19 protein-coding genes and 2 pseudogenes are annotated in these 22,948 nt (G+C 68.4%); 2 read left to right on the top strand and 19 right to left on the bottom strand.

What is annotated here, in order from left to right:
- Positions 1–42 precede the first annotated feature (42 nt).
- From AQJ67_RS26095 to AQJ67_RS26030, 14 genes and pseudogenes are all read right to left on the bottom strand, one after another.
- Positions 43–689, bottom strand: a pseudogene (locus AQJ67_RS26095) (SPASM domain-containing protein); the annotation flags it as partial.
- A gap of 59 nt (positions 690–748) precedes the next feature.
- Positions 749–1,399 (bottom strand): annotated as a pseudogene (locus tag AQJ67_RS49575) (PQQ-dependent sugar dehydrogenase); the annotation flags it as partial.
- 411 nt (positions 1,400–1,810) lie between these two features.
- The gene (locus AQJ67_RS26085; RefSeq protein ID WP_079056176.1) at positions 1,811–2,299 is read right to left on the bottom strand and encodes an FAD synthase family protein; all 489 of its coding nucleotides are present in this window, start codon (positions 2,297–2,299) and stop codon (positions 1,811–1,813) included.
- The gene (locus tag AQJ67_RS26080) at positions 2,296–3,837 is read right to left on the bottom strand and encodes a fibronectin type III domain-containing protein (RefSeq protein ID WP_062721731.1); all 1,542 of its coding nucleotides are present in this window, start codon (positions 3,835–3,837) and stop codon (positions 2,296–2,298) included. The genes AQJ67_RS26085 and AQJ67_RS26080 overlap by 4 nt, the downstream gene beginning before the upstream one ends.
- Positions 3,838–3,911: 74 nt before the next feature.
- Positions 3,912–5,459 (bottom strand): oligosaccharide flippase family protein, encoded by a 1,548-nt coding sequence (locus AQJ67_RS26075; RefSeq protein WP_062721729.1) that lies wholly within the window; start codon positions 5,457–5,459, stop codon positions 3,912–3,914.
- Positions 5,456–7,072, bottom strand: coding sequence for a hypothetical protein (locus AQJ67_RS26070; RefSeq protein WP_062721727.1), 1,617 nt, complete (start codon positions 7,070–7,072; stop codon positions 5,456–5,458). The genes AQJ67_RS26075 and AQJ67_RS26070 overlap by 4 nt, the downstream gene beginning before the upstream one ends.
- Entirely contained in the window at positions 7,047–8,501 is a 1,455-nt protein-coding gene (locus AQJ67_RS26065) for a hypothetical protein (RefSeq protein WP_062721724.1), read from the bottom strand. The genes AQJ67_RS26070 and AQJ67_RS26065 overlap by 26 nt, the downstream gene beginning before the upstream one ends.
- Before the next feature lie 151 nt (positions 8,502–8,652).
- On the bottom strand, positions 8,653–9,366 hold the full coding sequence (locus AQJ67_RS26060) for a class I SAM-dependent methyltransferase (protein ID WP_208615046.1): 714 nt from the start codon (positions 9,364–9,366) through the stop codon (positions 8,653–8,655).
- Positions 9,367–9,417: 51 nt separating this feature from the next.
- Positions 9,418–10,620, bottom strand: a complete 1,203-nt coding sequence (locus AQJ67_RS26055) for a glycosyltransferase family 4 protein (protein ID WP_062721722.1) — start codon at positions 10,618–10,620, stop codon at positions 9,418–9,420.
- Positions 10,621–10,648: 28 nt separating this feature from the next.
- The gene (locus AQJ67_RS26050) at positions 10,649–11,629 is read right to left on the bottom strand and encodes an NAD-dependent epimerase/dehydratase family protein (protein WP_062721720.1); all 981 of its coding nucleotides are present in this window, start codon (positions 11,627–11,629) and stop codon (positions 10,649–10,651) included.
- Between the two features lie 134 nt (positions 11,630–11,763).
- Positions 11,764–12,876, bottom strand: a complete 1,113-nt coding sequence (locus AQJ67_RS26045) for a glycosyltransferase (RefSeq protein WP_062721718.1) — start codon at positions 12,874–12,876, stop codon at positions 11,764–11,766.
- Positions 12,873–13,421 carry an LbetaH domain-containing protein gene (locus AQJ67_RS26040; protein WP_062721712.1) on the bottom strand — a complete coding sequence of 183 codons (549 nt, stop codon included), beginning with the start codon at positions 13,419–13,421 and terminating at the stop codon, positions 12,873–12,875. The genes AQJ67_RS26045 and AQJ67_RS26040 overlap by 4 nt, the downstream gene beginning before the upstream one ends.
- A 43-nt stretch (positions 13,422–13,464) precedes the next feature.
- Entirely contained in the window at positions 13,465–14,169 is a 705-nt protein-coding gene (locus AQJ67_RS26035; protein ID WP_062721710.1) for a CDP-alcohol phosphatidyltransferase family protein, read from the bottom strand.
- 86 nt (positions 14,170–14,255) lie between these two features.
- Positions 14,256–15,665, bottom strand: coding sequence for a sugar transferase (locus AQJ67_RS26030; RefSeq protein ID WP_062721708.1), 1,410 nt, complete (start codon positions 15,663–15,665; stop codon positions 14,256–14,258).
- A 369-nt stretch (positions 15,666–16,034) separates the two neighbouring features.
- Here AQJ67_RS26030 and AQJ67_RS26025 point away from each other — a divergent pair, with 369 nt between their 5' ends.
- The gene (locus AQJ67_RS26025) at positions 16,035–16,544 is read left to right on the top strand and encodes a hypothetical protein (RefSeq protein WP_062721705.1); all 510 of its coding nucleotides are present in this window, start codon (positions 16,035–16,037) and stop codon (positions 16,542–16,544) included.
- 104 nt (positions 16,545–16,648) lie between these two features.
- Here AQJ67_RS26025 and tuf read toward each other — a convergent pair whose 3' ends face one another.
- The 5 genes from tuf to AQJ67_RS26000 all read right to left on the bottom strand — a co-directional run bounded on the left by tuf (position 16,649) and on the right by AQJ67_RS26000 (position 21,813).
- Positions 16,649–17,842, bottom strand: a complete 1,194-nt coding sequence (tuf, locus tag AQJ67_RS26020; protein ID WP_030046358.1) for an elongation factor Tu — start codon at positions 17,840–17,842, stop codon at positions 16,649–16,651.
- 154 nt (positions 17,843–17,996) lie between these two features.
- A complete protein-coding gene (gene fusA / locus AQJ67_RS26015; protein ID WP_062721703.1) occupies positions 17,997–20,123 on the bottom strand; it encodes an elongation factor G in 2,127 nt (708 codons plus the stop codon).
- Positions 20,124–20,162: 39 nt separating this feature from the next.
- Positions 20,163–20,633, bottom strand: coding sequence for a 30S ribosomal protein S7 (rpsG, locus tag AQJ67_RS26010; protein ID WP_003992340.1), 471 nt, complete (start codon positions 20,631–20,633; stop codon positions 20,163–20,165).
- A 2-nt stretch (positions 20,634–20,635) separates the two neighbouring features.
- Complete coding sequence (gene rpsL, locus AQJ67_RS26005) at positions 20,636–21,007, bottom strand: 30S ribosomal protein S12 (protein WP_003948652.1); 372 nt, start codon at positions 21,005–21,007, stop codon at positions 20,636–20,638.
- 341 nt (positions 21,008–21,348) lie between these two features.
- Complete coding sequence (locus AQJ67_RS26000; protein ID WP_062721701.1) at positions 21,349–21,813, bottom strand: DUF1707 and DUF4190 domain-containing protein; 465 nt, start codon at positions 21,811–21,813, stop codon at positions 21,349–21,351.
- Positions 21,814–22,163: 350 nt separating this feature from the next.
- Here AQJ67_RS26000 and AQJ67_RS25995 point away from each other — a divergent pair, with 350 nt between their 5' ends.
- On the top strand, positions 22,164–22,880 hold the full coding sequence (locus AQJ67_RS25995; protein ID WP_062721699.1) for a Crp/Fnr family transcriptional regulator: 717 nt from the start codon (positions 22,164–22,166) through the stop codon (positions 22,878–22,880).
- Positions 22,881–22,948: the final 68 nt, after the last annotated feature.

The following is a 22,948-nucleotide window of genomic DNA, read 5'->3' as shown; positions in this document are numbered from 1 at the left end:
TGGCCAATCGAGCCGGAGAGAATACCCCGAGGGTGACGCGGGTCAAACCCGGGTGCGGACGCCCTCGCCCCGACCCGGTCGGCGCCGCCTGATCCGGGCGGCCGCCCCCGCGCTCCCCTCAGTGAGCTCCCTGATCACCCCGTGGTCCGGGGAGAGCCGGCACGCGGGGTCCGTACGGGCCGCGTCCCCGGTGAGAGCGTAGGCCTGGCAGCGGCAGCCGCCGAAGTCCTCGTCGCGGCGGGAACAGCTGCGACAGGGGCCGACCATCCAGTCGGTGCCGCGGTAGCGGGTGAACGCCGCGGAGTGATCCCAGATCCAGTCCAGGCGATGGTCCCGGACGTTCGGCGGGTCCAGGTCGGGCAGCGAGGCGGCGGCCGGGCAGGGCAGGGCGGTGCCGTCCGGGGTGACGGTGAGGAGACCGCTCCCCAGCCGCCCATGCAGGGCTTGGCGACACCGTCGAAGTGGTCGGGGACGACCCAGACCAGCTCGGGTCCCGTAGAGAGCCGCTCTCGCCATCGCTCCACGGTGTCCCGCGCGCCGGCTAGCTGGTCGCGGGTCGGGAGCAGCGCGGCACGGTTGAGCAGGCCCCAGCCGTAGAACTGGACGTTGGCCAGCTCGATGCGGTCCACGCCCCAGGACACTCCGAGCTCGATGATCGCGTCGACGGCGTCGAGGTTGTCGAGGCGTAGATGACGTTGTCGGCGACGGCGATCTGGGCGGGCGCTCCACCGTGATCCACCGCCCACACGAACTTGGGGTTCGTCATTCCCGCGGCGGAGCAGTGACCCTCGCAGGTGGGCCAGCCGTAGTTCCGGCCCGGCTTGATGAGGTTGAGTTCGTCCCAGGCGCTCTGGCCGATCTCCGTTTCCCACAGCCGCCCGGAGCCGTCCCAGGCGAGACCCTGCGGGTTTCGATGACCATAGCTGTAGACGCGGGTTCCGAAGGGGTTTCTCGGAGCCGCGGCACCGGTCTTGGTGATCCGCAGGATCTTTCCGTTGAGTGAGTTCTTCTTCTGGGCCAGCCGCCCCTGCTGCGCGTCACCGGTGGCGACGTAGAGATAGCGGTCGGGGCCGAGGGCAATCGTCCCGCCGTTGTGCTGTGTGTCCCTGACGATGCCGGTCAACACGGGCGTGTAGCCGCTCAGCGTGGAGCCGTTGAACTTCATCCGGACCACACGGTTGTCGGTGGCCGTGGTCTCCATGAAGAACACGTCCTGGTCCGTCGTCCCGTTCCAGGTCGGTGACACGGCGACACCCAACAGACCGCCCTTGTCCTGCGTGGCCTTGCTCCAGACCGCGTTCGGTACCGAGCCGACCCGCTTCTTGCTCCCGTTCAGGCCGACCTTCCAGACCACACCGGTGTTTCGCTCCGTCACCAGTGCCGCCGCCTTGCCCGGCAGGAACGAAACACCCTAGGGAACCGTCAACTGGTCCGAGAGCCTGCTGATGCCGGACGGTTCACCGCCCTCGGCGGGAAGTGCTGCTCCCGCCTCAGCGCACTGGAATACTCCGAATGCCGCCACGAAAGCGGTAACAGCAGTGATCGTGGCCGTCTTCGGACGAACCCGGCAGCACAAGTGACATGCAGATGCCTTCCTTTGAAGGACGACCGCGAAACGCCGGTAAACGGCGTCAAGAGTCGCGGCAGGCGCGATGGCTCCTTTCTGGGATGTTCGACGCCCGCCAAGACACCCGCAACCTCTGGCCTCCATCCTGCTGAAGGCCTTTTCCGCCGATTCGGTTCCCTCATTCGGTGCGCACACCGAATGGAACGACCGTGCGTCGTAACGCGGCGGCATCTCAGACCTGCGTCACCTGTCCGTTGTGCTCAGCCGTGGCCCCGCCAGTTGTCCTGAGGCCGCTCCGGGCGGTGCCTGCTCGCCGAGGAGTCTCAGCGCCTCCCGCAGCAGGGTGCTCGAGGTGTGGACGGTGTAGGGGAAGTAGACGACCTTCACCCCCACCGCAGCGAACTCGGATTCGAGCGTCGTCCAGACGTCCGTGCCGAGCCAGTCGTCGCCCTTGAAGATGACGTCGAAACCGACCTCCTTCCAGATCGCGATCTTGTCGTCCACGGTCGCGACGAAGGTCTCGTCCACATAGCGCACACTGCGGACGATCTGCAGTCGCTCGGAGAGCGGCACGACGGGCGGCCTGCCCTTCAGGCGCACCACGAGTTCGTCGGAGCAGACGCCGGCGATGAGCCGGTCGCAGTGCCCTCGCGCCCGGCGCAGGATGTTCAGATGGCCCACGTGGAAGAGGTCGAAGACCCCCGGTGCGTAGCCGAGACGTTCTCCCATCAACGCCTTGCCTTCGTACGCTCGGCGGCCACGGCGCTGACCACGAGCGTCTCCGACGCGGGCGAGGCGTTCACGCCGTCGGTGACGGCGATCCGGTAACGGTGGCGGGAGCCGGGCGTGACGGTGTCCGTGTACTTCATCGTGGGGCGGTTCCACTCCGCGGACCGGCCCGTCGGCGAGGCCACGAGCCTGCCGTCCCGGTAGATGCGGTACTTCAGCACCGCGTTGTCCCGGTCCCATGCCGAACGCCAGCTGAGCGTGACCCGGCCGGCGCTCGATGTCGAGGCCTTGAGCTGGGGCGGCTCTTCCGGGGCGCCCCGGTCGGGCCCGGCGGTGAACCGGGTCAGGCTCTGCTGCCGCCTGCCGTTGACCTCGGTGAACTCGCCGCCCGCCCAGAGGATTTGCCCGGCCGTCTTCAGCGCCCGGGGGCCGTTGCCCTCGCCGGTGCCGCCGTCCGTGTCGGGGAACCAGTGCAGGATGTGCCGGTCCCGGATCGACTGGGCCAGGAAGTGCTGGCGGAAGTTGCCCTCGGCGAAGCCGCCCGGTGTGTCCCGGCAGTTGTGGGCGTGGGAGCCGCTGTAGAGGACGCCGTTGAGCACGGCGAGGGCCTGGGTGGCGCCCAGGCAGGTGTCCTTCCACACCATTTCGCCGTTGCCGAGACGTCCGGCGATACGGCCGTCGAAGATGCCGGTGCCCCTGCCCTCGGCCGCGACATAGAAGTTGGTGTCGTCGCGGGTCAGGGCCTGCACGGAAGATCTCGACGGCAGCCAGTCCGGGTACGACGTCACCGTCCTGCCGGTGGCGGGGCGCAGGGCGATGAGCGACCTCGCCAGGTCACCGTTGACCATGTTGAAGTTGCCGCCGACGAGGAGCTTGCCGAATTCGGGCGCCGCGAGAAGGGCACGTACGGGACCGTCGATCTCCGCCTTGAACGGCAGCAGCGAGCCGCTGGGGGTGAACGCCGCGACGCGCTCCCTCTCGCGACCGTTGACGCGCGTGAAGTCGCCCCCCAGGTAGACCGCGCTGCCCGTGACCTCGATGGCCCGGACGAACGACGAGATGTTCGGACGGAAGTCGTCGCGCAGTGAGCAGTTGCCCATGTTGAGCGCGACCGCGCCGGCCGCCCGCCTCTTGCCGGCCTTCGTGAACGAGCCACCGACGTACAGCACTTCGTCGGCCGGCGAGGCCTTCAAGGCCCGTACCGTGTTCCCGCCGCCGGAGAGCGGCAGGGTGCACGGCAGGAGCCTGCCGGTGCGGGCGTCGAACGCGGCGAAGTTCTTGCGTGCGACCTCCCGCTGACCGGGTTTCGCGCCCGGGGGACGGACCTTGCTGAAGGTTCCGCCGACGTACATGACACCGTTCGCGTACTCCAGCGACCAGACGATGCCGTCGGTCTGCCAGGTCGCCAGCGTGTCGGCGGTCAGGGTCTTCTCGTCGCTGTCGGCTGCTGAGGCGGACGCGGTGATGAGCGAGGCAGCCGCGAGGAGGGCCACAGCCGAAACCGTGGTGGCCCCTCTCTTGGTGCTTTTTCTCAGACGCATGGAACATCCCTGGTTGCAGCAAGTACGGGTGGAGGAAACGGGGAGGGTGGGGCGGTCTCGATTCCGGGACGGCCTCAAGTGGCGCGTTCGCGCAGCACACCGACGAGTTCATGCACCCCCAGGGGTGTGCTAAATCGCCACAAACTTATACCGAATACGCACAATCCCATGGTGATTGCGACGGCAAGTCCGACGGCCGTGTCACCTGCCAGCAGCCTGGTGGGAAGGACAAGCGGCACCGTGAGACACAGGCCGGCGAAAGTGGCCGTGAGATATCCGCTGTCGATGATCGTGAAGCCCGGATGCCGTCGCACCAACGCGGCGGCGACAAGGTTCTCGACGACGGTCGCCGCCCCCCAGGACAGGGCGGCTCCGAGGACGCCCAGACGGGGAACGGCGAGGAGGCCGACCGTCAGCTGCACGGTGAACGCGACGCCGGTGACCGCCAGATGCCAGGAGCTCTTGCCCGCCATGAGCAGCACCGTCTGGGCGTTCCCCACACCGACGTTGACCGCCGAGGCCACACAGAGCACCACCAGCGCGTCCGTCCCCTGCTCGAACTCCGGCCCGAACAACGACAGAACAGTGCCGGGGAAGCTCGTGAGCAGGACGAGCAGGGGCCAGGAGAACAGCACGATCCAGCGGGTCGAGACCCGGTACAGATGGCGGGCCTGCGGGATGTCGTCCACGGCGAGCAGTCGGCTGATCTCCGGAGCGACGGCCAGCCGGATGGCGAGCTGGAGCAGCGTCGCCGCGATGACGACACGGCCGACGGCTGTGTAGATGCCCGCCTCTTCGCTCGTCGCCAGGCTGGACAGCAGGACCACGCCCACCCAGACCGCGCTGATGTCGAAGACGGAGGAGATCGCCCGAGGCATGGCGAAGGCCCAGAATCCGTGTCGTGGGACGGCCACATCGGGCTCGGAAGGATGTCTGGGGCCGGTGCGGCGGCACCGGCGCAGCGCGTGCCAGGCGACGAGGACGCCGGCCAGGGAGGGGACGAGCCAAGCGGCGGCCAGGCTCAGCACACCTGGAGCCAGCAGCGCGACCGGCACGGCGATCAGCACGCGCAGGACCGGTTTGCCGATCTGCTCGACCCCGACCAACGGGATCACGGTGCCGTACCCCTGGGTCGCTCCGAGCAGAATCAGGGTGATCGTGGCCAGGGGGAGAAACAGCGCGAAGAGCCTGACCAGAGTGACCGCGTCACCGGGAGCGAGGTTCGGCAGCAGCGAGGTGGCCGTCGAGGGGGACAGGAACAGCAGCGCGGCGGCCCCGGTGCTCACCGCTGCTCCCGGTACGACCGCGGTGCGCAGCAGCGCGCCCACCTGTCGGCCGCCGCCGGTGGCCACGTCACGGGAGACGAAGCGCACCAGCCCCGTGTCGGCTCCGAGCTTGCAGGTGTTGCTGAGGATGGTGAAGACGGCGACGCCTGTGAACACCGCTCCCGACCCGTGCGCCCCGAGGGCACGAGTGACCAGGGTGACCAGGACGTAGCCGAAGACAGCGCTGACCGCCGACCCCAGGAAGCCCCACCAGCCGCCCCGCGCGGTGGCGGCGACCCCGCTCCGGGCGGCGGCCTTCCCGCCGGCGGCGGGAAGGGCCGTTCCGGAGGCGCTCATCCTTTGGAGGCGGTGAGCGTGTCGTCCTGCTCGGACGAGTTCTGCTGGGGCTGGGGAATCAGATCCTCGGCCCGGGCGGCCGGCGTGGCGGACGAGCCCTGCTCCTCCGGTCGGCGGCCGCCGAGCAGCGCACCGCGGAACAGTCGGCGCCGCGTGGCCGGGTGGAGCACCGCGCCCAGGATGTGTCCGCCCGAGCAACCGATCAGCTCGCGGACCCGCCTGAGGTCGTCGCGCGTGGTGTGCTCCAGGCCGCCCACGATGAGGACGCCGTCCGCGCGTTGGGCGACCGCGAGGCCATCGGCGTGTTCGAGCACGGGCCGGGCGACGACCACCGAGGACGTTCCGGAACCGGCACGCGACAGGACGCGCGCCACCATGGGGGACATCGGGATGTCGCTGGTGGCGGCACCACGTCTGTCCGGGCAGAGCGTGATGCGCCCCGCTGTGCCCGCGTCCACGACGGCCCGGACGTCCCGGGGACGAAGCGATGCGCCGCCGTCACCCGGATCCTCGGTGAGCAGCGGCAGGCGTGCGGCGAGGCCAGGTGTGCTCGCGGTGGCGTCCACCAGCAGCACCTCCTCACCGGACTCGGCGAACACGGCGGCGAGGTTGACGGCCACCGCCTCGGTCTCGCGGTCCTGCTTCGGCGCCACGACCAGCAGGGCGCCCCCGGCGGTGCGGGCGTCGCCGCCCCGGAGGTGGAAGGCGAGAGCGCGGTACGCCTCCGCGCGGCTGCTGGCGACCCGGCCGACCTCCAGCAGGTCGCTGTCCGTCCCGGTGTCCGGGAGGACGGACAGCACCGGGGCACCCAGGGCGCCCTGGACCTCGTCGACCGAACGGACCCGTGGTTCGAAGGCGGACCGCAACCAGGCGAGGACGACGGCCAGCACCAGCCCGCTGATCAGGCCGAGGCCGATGAGCGCCACCGGCCCGGGCCCCGCGGGATGCTCCGGGGGCTCGGCCTTGCGTACGACGTCGCCGCCCGTGGTGTCGCGGGCCTCGTAGTCGGCGATCCGCTTGCGCAGCGCGTTGATCTGTTCCCGCAGCGCGGTGGCCTCGGCCTTGCCGAGCGCGCTGGTGTTCCTCCTGGTCAGCGGGTCGAGCTGCTGCTGCAGCGCGCTCGCCATCCGCCTCACCGTGGCGTCGGAGCGCTCCTTGCGGTCGGCGAGGTAGGCGTCGACGAACGCGTTGGTGACCCGGGCCGCCCGCTGTGCGGTGCCGGCCGTGTACTCGAACCGGAGGATCTGGGTGTGCGGCGGATTGCTGACCCGCAGCTCCTCCAGCAGCGCGTCGGCACGGGACGGTTCGCCCAGCACACCTGCCGCGCGGGCCGCGACGGTTGCGCTGAGCGCGATCTGCTGCTCGGTGCCCATGCTCACCTGGTTGTCGACGGACACGCCGTAGGTGCTGAACGGGTCCACCGTCGAGCGGACCAGAACGTCACCGGTGGAGGTGTAGCTGCCCGCGCGGAGCAGCACCAGCAGCAGGCCCCCGAGCAGCCCGAGGACGATGCCCAGCGCGATGGTCACGCGGTACCTCAGCAGCTGGCGCAGCTGGTCGCGGAGCTGGTCCGGTTCGCCGTACCGGTCATCGAAGCTGGTGGAGCTGGTCACGGATGCCTCCTGTTCCGGGGATGGATGCGTGGCCGGCGGTATCGGGCGGCAGCGCCGGTGAAGGGAGCCGGGATGGCCGGGCGGCGGTGGGGCGGGTGATGAACAGCGGGACGACCAGGAGCAGCAGCATCGGTCCCACGATGGCCAGGAGGCTGCCGCGCAGAAAGATCATCTGGTAGAAGGCGAAGGCCGGGACCAGCAGGATCGCCAGCGTGGTCCGGCTGTCCCGCCGTCGTTCCCGGATGTCGTCCATACGGCGTCCGGCCGCGCCCAGCAGACAGAAGACGGCGATCACCGAGGGGAATCCGGCCCACATGTAGCTCTCGATCCACAGCGGTGCCGAGAGGTTCCAGAAGTCGTAGCCCGCATGCTGAGCGAGCGTGATGCCGACGGCCTGCGGCTTCTCCGGCCATACCGAGCGCGGCACCATGAACACGGCGGGGCCGAGCGCGTCCGACGGCGAGAAGCCGTTCTCCTTCACGTAGTCGACGCCCGTCTGCATCTGCTGGAAGGAGTCGTAGTCCATGTTCGAGGTGAGCTGCTCCGTCAGGCTCACCACGCGGACGGCTTCCCGTTGGCTGTACCGGAAGTAGTCGCTGTACGGGAAGACGAGCAGCACCACCGCCGTGAGCGCCGCGGCGGTCATGCGAAAGGCCCGGGGGCGGTTGAACCGGCTCCAGGAGAACAGCAGGGCCAGAAGGACGGTGCCGGCCCAGAAGCGCGGCCTGCTGATGGGGTTGTTGACGACCACGTTGAGCCCGATCAGCAGCGGGAGCAGCATCCAGCGTGCACGGCGCAGCCACCGGTCCCCCGTCGTCCGGCAGGGCAGGTGGATCAGGCCCAGCAACGCCCAGAAGGCGGGGACGGACAGGAGCCAGATGCGTAGCGTGCGCTCCGAACCCGTCGCGGCATCCAGCCGCCACAGGGCCTCTCTGCTGGTGAAGAAGGCGCCCCACCCGCCCAGCAGAGGGACGAGTACGACCGCGAGCACGAGCGCCAGGCCGCTCAGGACGAGCACACGCAACGGCGCGAGCCTGCGGGAGAGCAGCGGCTCGAGAACGACCGAGCGTTTCTGGGCCCGCCTGGCGGCCAGTACCGCTCCAGCGCTGTGGGCGAGGAGCCCGACCTCGATCAGGACCGTGGCGGTGAAGGCGCCGGCTTGGTCGGTCCGGTATTCGAGGGGGTAGGTGTCGGTGGCGAGCATGGCGAGCGGCGCCAGTCCGAGCCACACATAGGCGAAGAGCCAGAATCCGAACGCGACGAGCCGGACCGACGTATCGGTGAGCACCCACGTGAGCGCACCACCGGTATGCGCCACGACGACGCAGTGGACGACGAGTGCGGCACTGAGGTGCGCGTCGGAGGTCTGCAGGACCAGCCAGGGCAGCAGGCCGACGAGGGCCGCGGCCCAGGCGCACACCGCGGCCATGCAACGCTCTTGACTGCCCCGCACCTGCACCCCTCCCGTGAAAGCGAGAAAATAGGCTGAATACGCGTCAACCTATTTTTACCGCACAAGCGATGCATGTCGGGTGAATACAGGAGCGTTTCGCCGGAAGGCCTGCGGAATGTAGATCACATTATGCGCACACAGCTGAATTACTTGCGGAGTTTCGCTTCGGACGACAGATCATGAAGTACTGCGAGCTCAGCCACCAGGGCATGTTCGGCATCGGGCTCATATGCGTGGCGTCAATGGAGAATCGCCCTTCCACGACCTCCCGCAACTGACGAAAATCAAACCCCTTGTGCGTGGTCCGCGGGTTCTCCGGCCGACTCACCCGCATGCCCACCATCGCTTTCAGTACTTCCGTCGGCGTGTATTCCGACTTGAGCGAGCGGCTGCGAATCATCCAGTTCGACACCTTCGGCACGATCGCCAGGCCACACATGATCGGCACGGAGATCACGAGCGCGCCGTTCGGCCTGAGGATGCGCAGGGCGTCGTCGAGCAGGGCATCGAGTTCGTCGGCGTAAAGGTGCTCGCAGACCTCGAAAGCCGTCAGCACATCCACGCTTCCCGCCGCGATGCCTTCCATCGATGCCACGTACTTCACTTCCGGATACGTCGGCTCCATGTACGCGTCGTATCCGAGGAGAGTGACGTCGGGGCGCGCCTCACCGAGCGCGTGCAGAAAAAGCCCCGGGCCGGCACCGAAATCGACGACGGTGCCGTGCTTCGCGGTTACGCCGGTGACAAGATTCACCGCCATCGTCATGCGAGTGCGATGAGCGAAACGGGCCAGTGGGTTGCTGGACCTGACCGTCTGCTCCTCGTACGAGATTTCACGCATCGAGAGCTCCCAACGTCGGTTCTGTGAAGCGGCCTGCCATGACGAAAAGGCTCAGTCGGCGCCGGAGCGGCTCACGGTCCGCAGGATGTCCTCGAACCGCGAGGCACAGCCCTCCAGGGCGAACTCCCGCTCGGCCAGCGCCCGGCTCTCCTTGCCCAGCGTCTCCGCGCGCGCCGGGTCGTTCAGGACCTCGCGGACCCAGGAGGCCGCGTCCGGCAGTGAGGACTCCTCCGGGGCGAACACCGCCGAGCCGGCCCGGCGGAGCAGCTCGGCCGCCAGGTTGTCCGACGGCATCAGGCCCAGCACGGGGCGCCCGGCGCACAGATAGGACAGCGTCTTGGAGGGCACCGAGAACTCGCCCGCGTCCGCCGCCAGCAGCACGACCAGCACATCGCCGGTGCCCAGCACCTCGGGCAGCCGGTCGTAGGGCTGGAAGGGCAGCAGGGTCAGGTCGACGCCTCGGGCCGCGGCGGCCGCCCTGATGACCGGCACGGCCGGGCCGTCGTTGACGACGACGAGGCGGACCCGTTCGCCCTGCCCGCGCAGCGTCTCGGCCAGCCGCACCAGGAGGGCGGGGTTGTGCTTGAGGCCGATGGTGCCGGAGTAGAGCACGGTCCTGACGCCGGTGAGGCCGTGCTCCCGAGACCACGCGTTGGCGCGGGCAACGGGGAGGATCTCGTCCAGCGGCGCCCAGTTGGGGATGACGGTGACCTTGCCGGCGGTGCCCCACTCCCGGTGGATCCGCACGAAGGAGTCGGCGATCACCACGATCGCCGAGGCACGTCGGGCCGCCCACTTCTCACCCCGCTCGAAGACCTTCGCGGCGATGCCCATCAGCCGTGACACCCCGGCGGCGGCGAAGCTCTTGAGGGCGACGGCGGTGATGTCCTGGTGCCACAGCACCCAGGGGATGCGCAGCGCCCTCAGTGCCGCCGCGGCCACGACCAGGGTCGGGACCGGCAGGTTCCCCAGCATCGCCACGTCCGGCTTCTCGCGCCGTACCTGGCGGGCCAGTTCCAGGCCCAGCAGGGTCTCCTGGAAGAGGCGCCGGACGTAGGCGCCCTTGTCGAGCACGACGCGGTCGCCGATGGTGACGAACCGGAGGCCGACGACCGGGTCCTCGGCGAGGTTGCCCTTCCCGGAGACGTAGGCCGGGCAGGTCGAGTGGACGACGTCATGACCGCGCCGGGCCAGCTCACGGGAGAGCTGTACCTGGAACGGGTGTCCGCTGTAGTCGTGGACGAGGATCCTCATCGACTGCTCTCCCGGCCGGTTCGAAGGGTCAGGAGCGGGCGCGCTTGACCTGGTCGTAGACCCAGGCGTACGTCTTCTCCATCCCCTCGGCCAGGGGGATCGACGGCTCCCAGCCGTGGAGTTCGCGGATCAGGCTGTTGTCGGAGTTGCGGCCGCGTACGCCCTGCGGAGCGTCCAGCTGGTACTTGCGCTCGCAGCGGATGCCCGCGATCTCCTCGACGATGTCGACCAGTTGGTTGATGGTGACGAGCTCGGAGGAGCCGATGTTGACGGGGACACTGCTGGTCCCGCGCATCAGCATCTGCGTGCCGTGCAGACAGTCGTCGATGTACATGAAGGAGCGGGTCTGCCGGCCGTCGCCCCAGATGTCGATCCGGTGCGCCCCGGAGAGGACCGCCTCGGCGACCTTGCGGCACACGGCCGCCGGTGCCTTCTCGCGGCCTCCGGTCCAGGTGCCCGCGGGGCCGTACACGTTGTGGTAGCGGGCGATACGGCAGGTGAAGCCGTAGTCCTCCTCGAAGTGACGGCACATGCGCTCGGAGAACAGCTTCTCCCAGCCATAGCCGTCCTCGGGCTGCGCCGGGTAGGCGTCCTCCTCCTTCAGCGCGGTGACGTTCGAGGCGGTCTGCTTGCCGGCGGCGTACACACAGGCGGACGAGGAGTAGAAGTAGCGCTCCACACCGGCCTCGTGCGCGGCCTTGAGCATGTGGGTGCTGGTCAGCACCGACATCATGCAGGCGGCCTTGTGGTTCTCGATGAATCCCATGCCGCCCATGTCGGCGGCCAGCATGTACACCTGGCCGGCGTCGCGGACCGCGGCGCGGGCGTTCTCGAGGAGCGACAGATCCGCGACGACGTTCTCGGCCTCGGGGTGCAGTTGGTGCCACTCGTGCTGCGGCTTGACGTCGACGCAGCGGACGGACATCCCCTGCGCCAGGAGGTCGGCAGCCAGGTGCCCACCGATGAATCCCCCGCCTCCGGCAACGACGACGTCCACCTGGTTGGTCATGGCAGCTCCTCCAGAAACCCGGAATCGGTGGTCACTGAGATCTGCCTGGTAGGTTATGCACTATTTATCCGAATTAGACTGATATGCCACGCCCTTCCGTGCCCCGAGTCACCTGATGCCTCCGTCTGGGCCTGTCAGAGATTTCGGTAGAGCTCTTCCAGCCGGTCCGTCACCGCGTGGATGGAGAAGGCCTCTTCCACTGCGCGCTTGCCCGCTTTCACCACCCCGTCTCGCTTGTTCTCGTCGGTGAGCAGCTCGCAGACCGCGTCGGCCATGGTCGGCGGACTGCCGTCCGTGACGATCGCCGCTCCACGGCGCGCGAGCTCGTCCGCCATGCCACAGGTGTCCGTACACACCACGGGTGCTCCCGCGGCCAGGGCTTCGATCACGGTCATGGGGAAGGGCTCGTCCACGCTCGGCAGTACGTACACCGCCGCGTTCGCGTAGGCGCGCAGGGCCTCGGCGTACGACAGCGCCCCGCCGTAGGAGACGACATCCGTGAGCCGGTGTTCGGCGATGAGCTGACGCACCGCCGGCAGTGAGCCCTCGTCGGGCCCGTGCAGGGTGAAGCGCACACCGGGCAGCTTCCGGTGAACCAGCGCGGCCATCTCGACGAACGCCTCCGGGCGCTTACGCGGGTGCAGCCTCGCCATGAAGAGCACCTCCGGGGCGTGCCGTCGGCGCTCCACCGCCGCGTTACGCTCCGGCCGCACCCCGTTGGGCAGCGTCAGCAGCGGCGGGCACTGCGGTCCGACGACCTCGGACACGGCCCGCCGCTCCCGCTCGGTGAGGACCAGACAACCGCGCGCCCGGCGCAGCAAAGGCACGTACAGACGGTCGAAGATCCTGGCGACCAGCCTGTGCCGTGGCTCCACCATTCCATGCGTCTGCGTGAAGAACCTCTTTCCCCGCAGCGCCGCCACGGCCAGCGCGGTGAGGGAGACGAGGTCGCGCCCCGCGTGGATGTGCACCACATCGGCCCTGCCCATGCAGCGCCACATGTCCCTCACCAGCATCGGGTGCATGATTCCGGTGAAGCGGCCCGGAAGCAGCGCGCGCGCCGGACGCGTTCGCAGCGGCACCGAGCCGATGCGCGCCGGCGCCCGGGATCTGCCGCGCCACAGGGAAAGCAGCGTGACCTCGTGGCCGCGCGCGGCGCACTCCTCCAACTGTCCCGTCGCCACGCTCGTGGGGCCGCCGTACGCCCCGTCCTCGCTGACGAGCGTCACCACGTGCACGAGTCTCATCTCACGTCCCTCGTCGTGACCACCTCGGCCGGCGCGACGTCACGGCGGGCGATCGTCGAGGCGCCCACGACAGCGCCACGCCCGACGGTGACCCCTCGCAACACCACGGCCCGCGCCGCGACCCAGGCGCCGGGCTCCAGGCGGATCGGCCCGTTGTCGAACTCGAAGGTGGGGCTGTGGCGCTGATGGCTTCCGGTGCACAGCAACGCCCCCTGGGAGACACAGGCGTTGCTGCCGATGCTGATGCGCTCGAGGTTGAGCAACCAGGCGTCCTCGCCGATCCACACGTCGTCGCCCACGTCCAGCCGCCACGGCCAGTGCACCCGCACACGGTGACGGATCAACACCCGCCGCCCGACCCGCGCACCGAAGGCCCGCAGCAGAGCGGGACGCCAGCGGGCCGGAAACCACCACTTGACGAAGACAAGGTTGAGAACGGCGAACCAGGCCGCCTGAACGAGCAGGGGCCGCCCCTTGTCGTAGCCGGCTCCGGTGAAGCCTCGCAGGGAGCGTTCCCCGGCCGTCGGCACAGTGGTGTCCGCCATGGGGCGGCTCTCCTTCCTGTCTTCTTGAGGGGCATGAACCGAGTCAGGAGAGTTCCCTGAACCACTTGACGAAGAATGCGGGCACGAGCACCAGGTGGGCCGCGAGCAGGGCCGCGTACACCGCGAGGAAGAGATCCTCATGCCCGAGGAACAGGAAGAGCAGGCACAGCAGCCCGTAATCCACGGGCAGCAACGCGATGCCGCGCACGGTGGAGGCCTGGCGCACCGGGGCGACCTGTGCGTCGGTCGCTCGCCGCCTCAGCTGTTCCGTCAGCATCCCTCCGAAGAAGAGCAGAACAGCGGCGAACTGGAACGTGATCGGGACGAGCAGTACGACGGGATGCGGCAGGTCGAAGAACCGGTAGAACGAGATCAGAACCGCCGCGTGGACGCTCAGCAGCTTCGCGCAGTCCACGACATGGTCCATCCACGCACCGGCAGGGCCGGCCGACCCGTGCAGCCGGGCCAGTTGACCGTCAGCGGAATCGAGGGCGAACCCGACCAGCAGGGCGAGCGTGACCCATGCTCCGAGTGCTGGTGTAGGCGGGTGAAGGGCGATGGCGGCGATGGCCGGAAAGGTGACCAGGCCGCTTGCGGCGGTCACATGGTTGGGCGAGAGGCCGATGCGGTGGGCCGCGGCCGCCAGCAGCCTTCCGGCCGGCCGATTGACGAACCGCGAGTAGCCGGGAACCCCGCGGGCAGGCTTCTGCGCCTTCGAGAGCTGCCTGACTGTGCTGGGGAAGTCCACACTCCGAACGTAGACGCCGGGCGCCCCCACACCCGATGGGACAAGCGGACTTATCGTGAGATCCACCTGATTGGCCTCGCGCCCGCTCAGTAGGCCCCGCGCCCGTCCAGCACAGCCCGGACCGTCCGGGCCATGACCGCCATGTCCCAGCCCCACGACCAGTTGTCCACATACCGCAGATCCAGCGACACGGTCTCGTGCCACGACAGGTCCGACCGCCCGCTCACCTGCCACAGCCCCGTGAGACCGGGTTTGACGCTCAGCCGGCGCATCTCCACCCGGTCGTAGCGGGCGACCTCCTCGGGCAGCGGCGGGCGGGGGCCCACCAGCGACATGTGGCCGAGCAGGACATTGGCCAACTGGGGCAGTTCGTCCAGCGAATAGCGGCGCAGGAAGCGCCCGGCGGACGTGACGCGCGGGTCCCGGCGCAGCTTGAACATATGGCCGTCGTGTTCGTTCGCCGCCGCGAGGTCACCCTTCATCCGGTCCGCGTCCACGACCATGGTCCGGAACTTCCACATGGGGAACGGCGCCCCGTTGCGGCCCACTCGGGTCTGGCGGTAGATGACCGGCCCGGGCGAAGTCAGCCGGACGGCGAGCGCCAGCACGGCGAACAGCGGGGCCAGCACCACGAGCAGGACGAGCGAGCCCGACCGGTCCGTGGCGGCCTTCAGCAGCGTGGGCAGGCCGCGGCGCGTCGGCGGCGAGACGTCGAGCAGGGTGAGCCCGGCCGCGGAGGCGATACGGACCCGTCGCCGGGCCACTTCGACGATGCCGGGCAGCACCATGAGCCGACGGCCCCGGTCGTGCAGGGCCCAGGACAACCGCCGTAGCCGGTCCCCGCACATGTGCCGGCCGGCGGTGACGAAGACCAGGTCGGCACCGAGCAGTTCGGCCGCGTCCGCCACCGGCGCGGCATCCTCGTCCGGAGCGGTCGGCGAGTCGCCGGGCAGCCGGGCGGGCACGGGCACCCCGGACAGCACGTCGCCGTCGCCCAGCACACAGGCCCCGACCACCACATACCCGTGGTCCGTACGCTCGGCGAGCTGCCCGACCACGGCGTCCACGGCCCCGGCCTCGCCGAGGACGAGGACACGTCGCAGCCCCTCGGCCCGTCGGCGTACGGTCAGGATGCGGCGGTGGATCGCCTTGCGGCACAGCACGGTCACCGCCAACGACGGACACAGCGCGGCAAGCTCCGTCGCGGCTGGGTCACCGAGCCCGGAGACGGTGCGCAGTACGGCCAGCACGCCGAGCAGGACCAGCCAGTCCCGCACGACCGGTCCGGCGGGGGCGCCTTCGTCCCAGGCGGAGGGTGCGTAGCGCCGGGCGGCGAGGCCCACGAGCAGCCAGATGAGCGTGACGGCCATGGCCTGGTGCACGGGGTGGGCCGTACCGATCACCGAGAGGGCCACCGCGGCCGGCAGCGCCATGCCGGCCGCGTCGGCGCCGACCGCGACCGGTACGTACCACCCGTCCGCCGGGCTCCGGCGCATGGCTGGCCGGTGCGGTGTGAGGGGAACTGCCCGCCCTGACACCGTGCTGGTGGACTGCCGCATGGTTCTCCCTGTGACCCCGGCCCTAGGCGAAGACATGGGGCGCCGCCGCATCGGAGGATCAGCGCACGCCCCATGAGGGTTATATCAACCTTTTTTAAATGTATGTCCTATTTGCAGGGCGTACTGCCAGGTGTGGCGGCCGGTCGGCACTCGGCCTTTCCGGTGCTCCGCGACCCGGACGGGCTAGGCGGAGGAAGTCCCGGGAGTGGCGTTCATCGGATTGTGCAAATGATCAGATGCCCGGCGGTGGATGCGTGTCAGTCCGGGCGAACTCCGGTACCTCCAGAGCAAGAAGGAGCACTCGTTGTGCGAGTAACCACCCGAACAACCACACGGTCGACCCGAGCGAGATGGACAGCCCGCGGCATCGGCCTCGGCCTGACCACGGCCCTGGCGGTCACCGTCGGCGCCGGCCCGGCGTCGGCGGTTCCGGGGCCTCCCAGCACCTCCGGCGAGCAGCCGGTAGAGGTACTGGGTAACCAGAACTTCGACTCGCTGCCCGCCAGCATCACCCCCTTCGACTGCGACCGGATCGTCCAGGTCGAGCCGGTGTCGGCAGGGTCGTTCGGGGAGGACGATGAGGTCACCATCCTCGACCTCGGCACCGACAACACCTTCGACTTCGACATCTCCGACGACTTCGCCGCCATCGGCGTCCTCGTCAAGGGCGGCCCGAACACCAACGTCTACGACTACCGGCCCACGGGCATTCAGGCGGACGGGGAACTCCACGCGCCGGTCAACCCGATGAACATGACCTTCTACGGCCTCAGCCACCTCGACTTCTGCCTCGTCGAGGACGGCTCCAACACCTGACGCGTGCCACCTGCGGGAAAGCAAAGGGGCCCGTACGACCGAAGTCGTACGGGCCCCTCCAGGAGCTCAGCTCAGGCTGGAGCTACCAGGTCAAACCAACAAAACTACTTGTTGATCTTGGTGACCTGGCCGGCGCCGACCGTCCGGCCACCCTCACGGATGGCGAACTTCAGGCCCTCTTCCATGGCGACGGGCTGGATGAGCTCCACCTTCATCTCGGTGTTGTCACCCGGCATGACCATCTCGGTGCCCTCGGGGAGGGTCACCACGCCGGTCACGTCCGTCGTACGGAAGTAGAACTGCGGACGGTAGTTGTTGAAGAACGGCGTGTGGCGGCCACCCTCGTCCTTGGACAGGATGTAGGCCTGGGCCTCGAACTCGGTGTGCGGCGTGACCGAACCGGGCTTGATGATGACCTGGCCGCGCTCGACGTCCTCGCGCTTGATGCCACGGAGCAGCAGACCGACGTTCTCACCGGCCTGGCCCTCGTCGAGCAGCTTGCGGAACATCTCGATGCCGGTGACCGTGGTGGTGGTCTTCTCCTGCTTGATGCCCACGATGTCAACGGTCTCGTTGACCTTCAGGACACCACGCTCGATACGGCCGGTGACGACCGTACCGCGACCGGTGATCGTGAAGACGTCCTCGATCGGCATCAGGAACGGCTTGTCGACGTCACGCTCGGGCTGCGGGATGTTCTCGTCCACGGCCTTCATGAGCTCGAGGACGGTGTTGCCCCACTCCTTGTCGCCCTCAAGGGCCTTGAGCGCCGAGACCTTGACGACCGGCAGGTCGTCGCCCGGGAACTCGTACTCGGAGAGCAGCTCACGAACCTCGAGCTCGACGAGCTCCAGGATCTCCTCGTCGTCCACCATGTCGGCCTTGTTCAGGGCGACGACGATGTACGGAACGCCGACCTGGCGGGCCAGGAGCACGTGCTCCTTGGTCTGCGGCATCGGGCCGTCGGTGGCGGCGACCACGAGGATGGCGCCGTCCATCTGAGCGGCACCGGTGATCATGTTCTTGATGTAGTCCGCGTGACCGGGGCAGTCGACGTGGGCGTAGTGACGCGTCTCGGTCTGGTACTCGACGTGCGCGATGGAGATGGTGATACCGCGCTGGCGCTCCTCGGGAGCCTTGTCGATCTGGTCGAAGGCCGAGGCCTCGTTCAGGTCCGGGTACGCGTCGTGCAGCACCTTGGTAATGGCGGCCGTGAGGGTCGTCTTACCGTGGTCGATGTGACCGATGGTGCCGATGTTGACGTGGGGCTTAGTCCGCTCGAACTTCGCCTTCGCCACGGGGTCCTCCTGTGGAGTGGTTCTGAACGCCTTGCTTCATCGGCGCCAGGTGATCTTTGCTGGAAAGCCCGGGGCCGGGGGCATCCCCCCACAAATGTGGGTGAATACCCCTGGCGGCTCCGGAGTCAAGCCTAAAGCGTGTGAACGCGGAGCGTTACTCGCCCTTGGCCTTCGCGATGATCTCCTCGGCGACGTTCCGCGGAACCTCGGCGTAGGAGTCGAACTGCATGGAGTAGCTGGCACGGCCGGACGTCTTGCTGCGCAGGTCGCCGACGTAGCCGAACATCTCCGAGAGGGGAACGAGGCCCTTGACGATCCGGGCACCCATCCGCTCCTCCATGGCCTGGATCTGGCCACGGCGGGAGTTGATGTCGCCGATGACCTCACCCATGTAGTCCTCGGGCGTGGTGACCTCGACGGCCATCATCGGCTCGAGCAGCACGGGGCTGGCCTTGCGCGCGGCCTCCTTGAAGGCCTGCGAACCGGCGATCTTGAACGCGAGCTCGGAGGAGTCGACCTCGTGGTAGCCACCGTCGATGAGCGTGACGCGGACGCCCGTCATCTCGTAGCCCGCGAGGATGCCGAACTGCATGGCCTCCTGCGCACCGGCGTCGACCGAAGGGATGTACTCCTTCGGGATACGACCACCGGTGACCTTGTTCACGAACTCGTACGAGGCGTCGCCGCCCTCGATCGGCTCGATCGCGATCTGCACCTTGGCGAACTGGCCGGTACCACCAGTCTGCTTCTTGTGCGTGTAGTCGACGCGCTCGACGGCCTTGCGGATCGTCTCGCGGTAGGCGACCTGCGGCTTGCCGACGTTGGCCTCGACCTTGAACTCACGGCGCATACGGTCGACCAGCACCTCGAGGTGCAGCTCGCCCATACCACCGATGATGGTCTGGCCGGTCTCCTCGTCCGAGTGAACCTGGAAGGAGGGGTCCTCCTCCGCGAGACGCTGGATGGCGACACCCAGCTTCTCCTGGTCACCCTTGGACTTGGGCTCGATGGCGACCTGAATGACCGGCGCCGGGAAGTCCATGGACTCCAGGATCACCGGGTTCTTGTCGTCGGACAGCGTCTCACCGGTGGTGGTCTGCTTCAGGCCCATGACGGCGATGATGTCGCCGGCGCCCACCGACTCGATCTCCTCACGCTTGTTCGCGTGCATGCGGTAGATCTTGCCGATGCGCTCCTTCTTGCCCTTGACGGAGTTCAGCACGGCGGTGCCGGACTCCAGGCGGCCCGAGTAGACCCGGACGAAGGTGAGCTTGCCGAGGTGCGGGTCGCTCATGATCTTGAACGCCAGCGCGGACAGCGGCTCGTCGTCGGACGGCTTGCGCTTGACGACCAGCTCGGGGTCCTTCACGTCGTGGCCCTCGATGGCCTCGACGTCGAGCGGGGTCGGCAGGTAGCGCACGACCGCGTCGAGCAGGGGCTGGACGCCCTTGTTCTTGAACGCGGTGCCACAGAACACCGGGGTGACCGTGGTGTCGCTGGACTTGCCGGACGCGATGGTGATGCGACGGATCGCGGCGTACAGCTGCTCCTCGGTGGGCTCCTGGCCCTCCAGGTACAGCTCCATGATCTCTTCGTCGTTCTCGGCGACGCCCTCGATCAGCTTGCCGCGGTACTCCTCGGCAGCCTCGGTGTGCGTGGCCGGGATGTCGACGACGTCGTACATCTCGCCCTTGGCGGCCTCGGCGGACCACACGAGCGCCTTCATGCGGACCAGGTCCACGACGCCCTTGAAGTCGGCCTCGGCACCGATCGGAAGCTGCATGACCAGCGGCTGCGCACCAAGGCGGTCCGAGATCATGTCGACGCAGCGGTGGAACTCGGCACCGGTGCGGTCCAGCTTGTTCACGAAGCAGATGCGCGGCACGCCGTAACGGTCGGCCTGACGCCACACCGTCTCGGACTGCGGCTCGACACCGGCGACACCGTCGAACACCGTGACGGCACCGTCGAGCACGCGGAGCGAACGCTCCACCTCGACCGTGAAGTCGACGTGACCCGGGGTGTCGATGATGTTGATCGTGTAGTCGTTGTCCTCGAGCGGCCAGTGACAGGTGGTGGCAGCAGAGGTGATCGTGATGCCACGCTCCTGCTCCTGCTCCATCCAGTCCATGGTGGCAGCGCCGTCGTGGACCTCACCGATCTTGTAGCTGACGCCGGTGTAGAAGAGGATCCGCTCGGTGGTGGTCGTCTTGCCCGCGTCGATGTGGGCCATGATCCCGATGTTGCGGACCTTGGCCAGGTCAAGTGAAGTGGTAGCCATAAGGCTTCAGTCTTCTCTCGGTCTCGATGGGGTCTGCGACTACCAGCGGTAGTGCGCGAAGGCCTTGTTGGACTCGGCCATCTTGTGGGTGTCCTCGCGCTTCTTCACGGCCGCACCGAGGCCGTTCGAGGCGTCGAGAAGCTCGTTGAGGAGACGCTCGGTCATGGTCTTCTCGCGACGGGCGCGGGAGTAACCGACCAGCCAGCGCAGCGCGAGCGTGTTGGCACGACCGGGCTTGACCTCGATCGGAACCTGGTACGTCGCACCACCGACACGGCGGGACTTGACCTCGAGGGTCGGCTTGATGTTCTCAAGCGCGCGCTTCAGCGTGATGATCGGGTCGTTGCCCGTCTTCTCACGCAGACCCTCCATGGCGCCGTAGACGATGCGCTCGGCGGTGGAGCGCTTGCCGTTCAGCAGCACCTTGTTGATGAGCGACGTGACAAGAGGAGAACCGTAGACCGGGTCGATGATGACCGGGCGCTTCGGGGCGGGGCCCTTACGAGGCATTCTTACTTCTCCTTCTTGGCGCCGTAGCGGCTGCGGGCCTGCTTGCGGTTCTTGACACCCTGAGTGTCAAGCGAACCACGGATGATCTTGTAGCGAACACCCGGCAGGTCCTTCACACGGCCGCCGCGCACGAGCACGATGGAGTGCTCCTGCAGGTTGTGTCCCTCACCCGGAATGTAAGCGGTGACCTCGATCCCGCTGGTCAGACGCACACGCGCGACCTTACGCAGGGCCGAGTTCGGCTTCTTCGGGGTGGTCGTGAACACACGCGTGCAGACGCCACGACGCTGAGGGGAACCCTCGAGTGCGGGCGTCTTGTTCTTCTCGACCTTGTCCTGCCGGCCCTTACGGACCAGCTGCTGGATCGTAGGCACTACTTCTCCGGTTTCTGTGTGCCGAATGGTGAAGCTAACCTGGAACGTCGCCGACCCACGCGGTCGGGTGTGTCGAATCCGGCGGATTCCCGCCGCGAGGCGAAAAGAGCACAGATTACGGTGGCCGCTCACAGCTCGCTATGCGGTTGAAGGCACGCACGAGAGCCAGGGCACACCCCAGGCACAAGGTCTGAGCGTACCTACCTCAAACGCTACGGTCAAAACAAATGGACCTCGCCCGCATCGCCATACGGCCGATGTCAAGACCACACGACGTGTTCGATCTTCGAAACGGCGATTCGAGCACATCGGAGCACCTCCCGGACCACCTTCGCGCCGGCCTAGGTCGACACCGCGGCGGCCACGAGCATCAGCGTCAGCAGCACCGCCCAGCCCGCGGTCGACAGCCACCCGAGCACCAGCCCGGTCAGGGCGAGCGCGTCACCGCCCTCCCCGCTGCGCCGTATCTCGGAACGGGCCGAGTGCCCCAGCACGACCGCCGGAATCCCGGTCAGCCCGAAACTCACCAGGCACAGCACCCCGCAGACGGCGGACCCCACCGCCTTGCCGTTCACCTGCGGCCGGGCCACCGGCAGAAAGGCCCGCGGCACGGGCGTCACGGGCACCGGCTGCGGCAGCGGCCCCTGGGGAAGGTCCGCGACCAGCAGAGCCAGCTCACCCACCGTACGAGCCGTATAGGCGCGCTCGATCCGCTGATCGAACTCGCTCTTCTCCAGCCGCCCCTCCCCGAACCCCGCCCTGAGCACATCCACGGCCCGCTCACGATCCGCATGCGAGGCAAGCATCGCCGAGCCACCCAGGCCAGGCCACACCTGCGGCCCCTGAGCGCCCTGCCATCTCGACGGGGCACGATTCCCCTGCCACGGCTGCGGAGCACCGCTCCCCTGCCACGACGGATGTGTCATGGAGCACCTCCCCCGTACTGGTCGGAGTCCTTCCATGATGCGCCGGTGGGACGCTCCCGGCATCGGGGTCCTACCCGGAGATGTCCCGGAGGCCGTGCCCAGCAGTGCCGAGGCGGGCACATCGGCCACAGCGGCCGGTTGTCGCCGGTTTCCCGCGCACCCCGTCCAGGTACGTTGACTGGTTGCGGGACATGAGCATCGGCGCAGGTGAACACGGGGGGCCGACGGGTATGGCCGGGAGACAGACACGCGCCTGGGACGACGACGGCTTCGACGACAGGGTGCCGTTCCTCGCCCGTCTGGAGAAGGAGGACCGGGCCGACCTGCTGGCCGCCGGCCGCCCGCTGCGGTACCGGGCGCGGGAGGTCATCATGCGCCAGGACGAGCCGTCCGCCCATGTGCTGCTTCTCCTGCACGGCTGGACCAAGGTCACGGCCCTCGCGGCCAACGGGTACGAGGCGCTTCTCGCCCTGCGCGGCCCCGGTGACATCCTCGGCGAGGGCGCCGCCCTGAGCAGACGTCAGCGCGCCGCGACCGTCACAGCGCTGGAGCCGGTCGAGGCGGTCGTCATCGAGCAGAGTCGTTTCACCGCCTTCCTCTCCCGCAATCCCCAGGTGGCCTTACAGCTGCTGAGCCTGACGACCGACCGACAGCGATCCACCGACCGCCGCCGGCTGGAATGGGCAGCGCTCACCGTGCGCGAGCGATTGGCCGTCCTGCTGCTCGAACTCGTCCGTACCCATGGCAACAGAACCGCCGAGGGCATCGAGCTCACCATCGGACTCAGCCAGCAGGAGTTCGCCGGCTCGGTCGGCTCCTCGCGCGAGGCGGTGGCCCGGCTGCTCAGGGACCTGCGCGCACGTGAGGTCGTCGTGACCAGACGCCGCCGCATCGTCGTCCTCCGTCCCGAGGTGCTGCGCCGCATCGTCGGCGAAAGCTCAGCGTGACCTGCATGCCCGCGTGACCGCACTGCGGCCGCCCTTCTGTGCACACGGTCACAGTTCGTCCATGTCAT

Source organism: Streptomyces caeruleatus (assembly GCF_001514235.1).
GTDB lineage: Bacteria > Actinomycetota > Actinomycetes > Streptomycetales > Streptomycetaceae > Streptomyces > Streptomyces caeruleatus.
The sequence above is the reverse complement of the archived record's forward strand: the minus strand, read 5'-3'. Positions and strand labels throughout refer to the sequence as shown.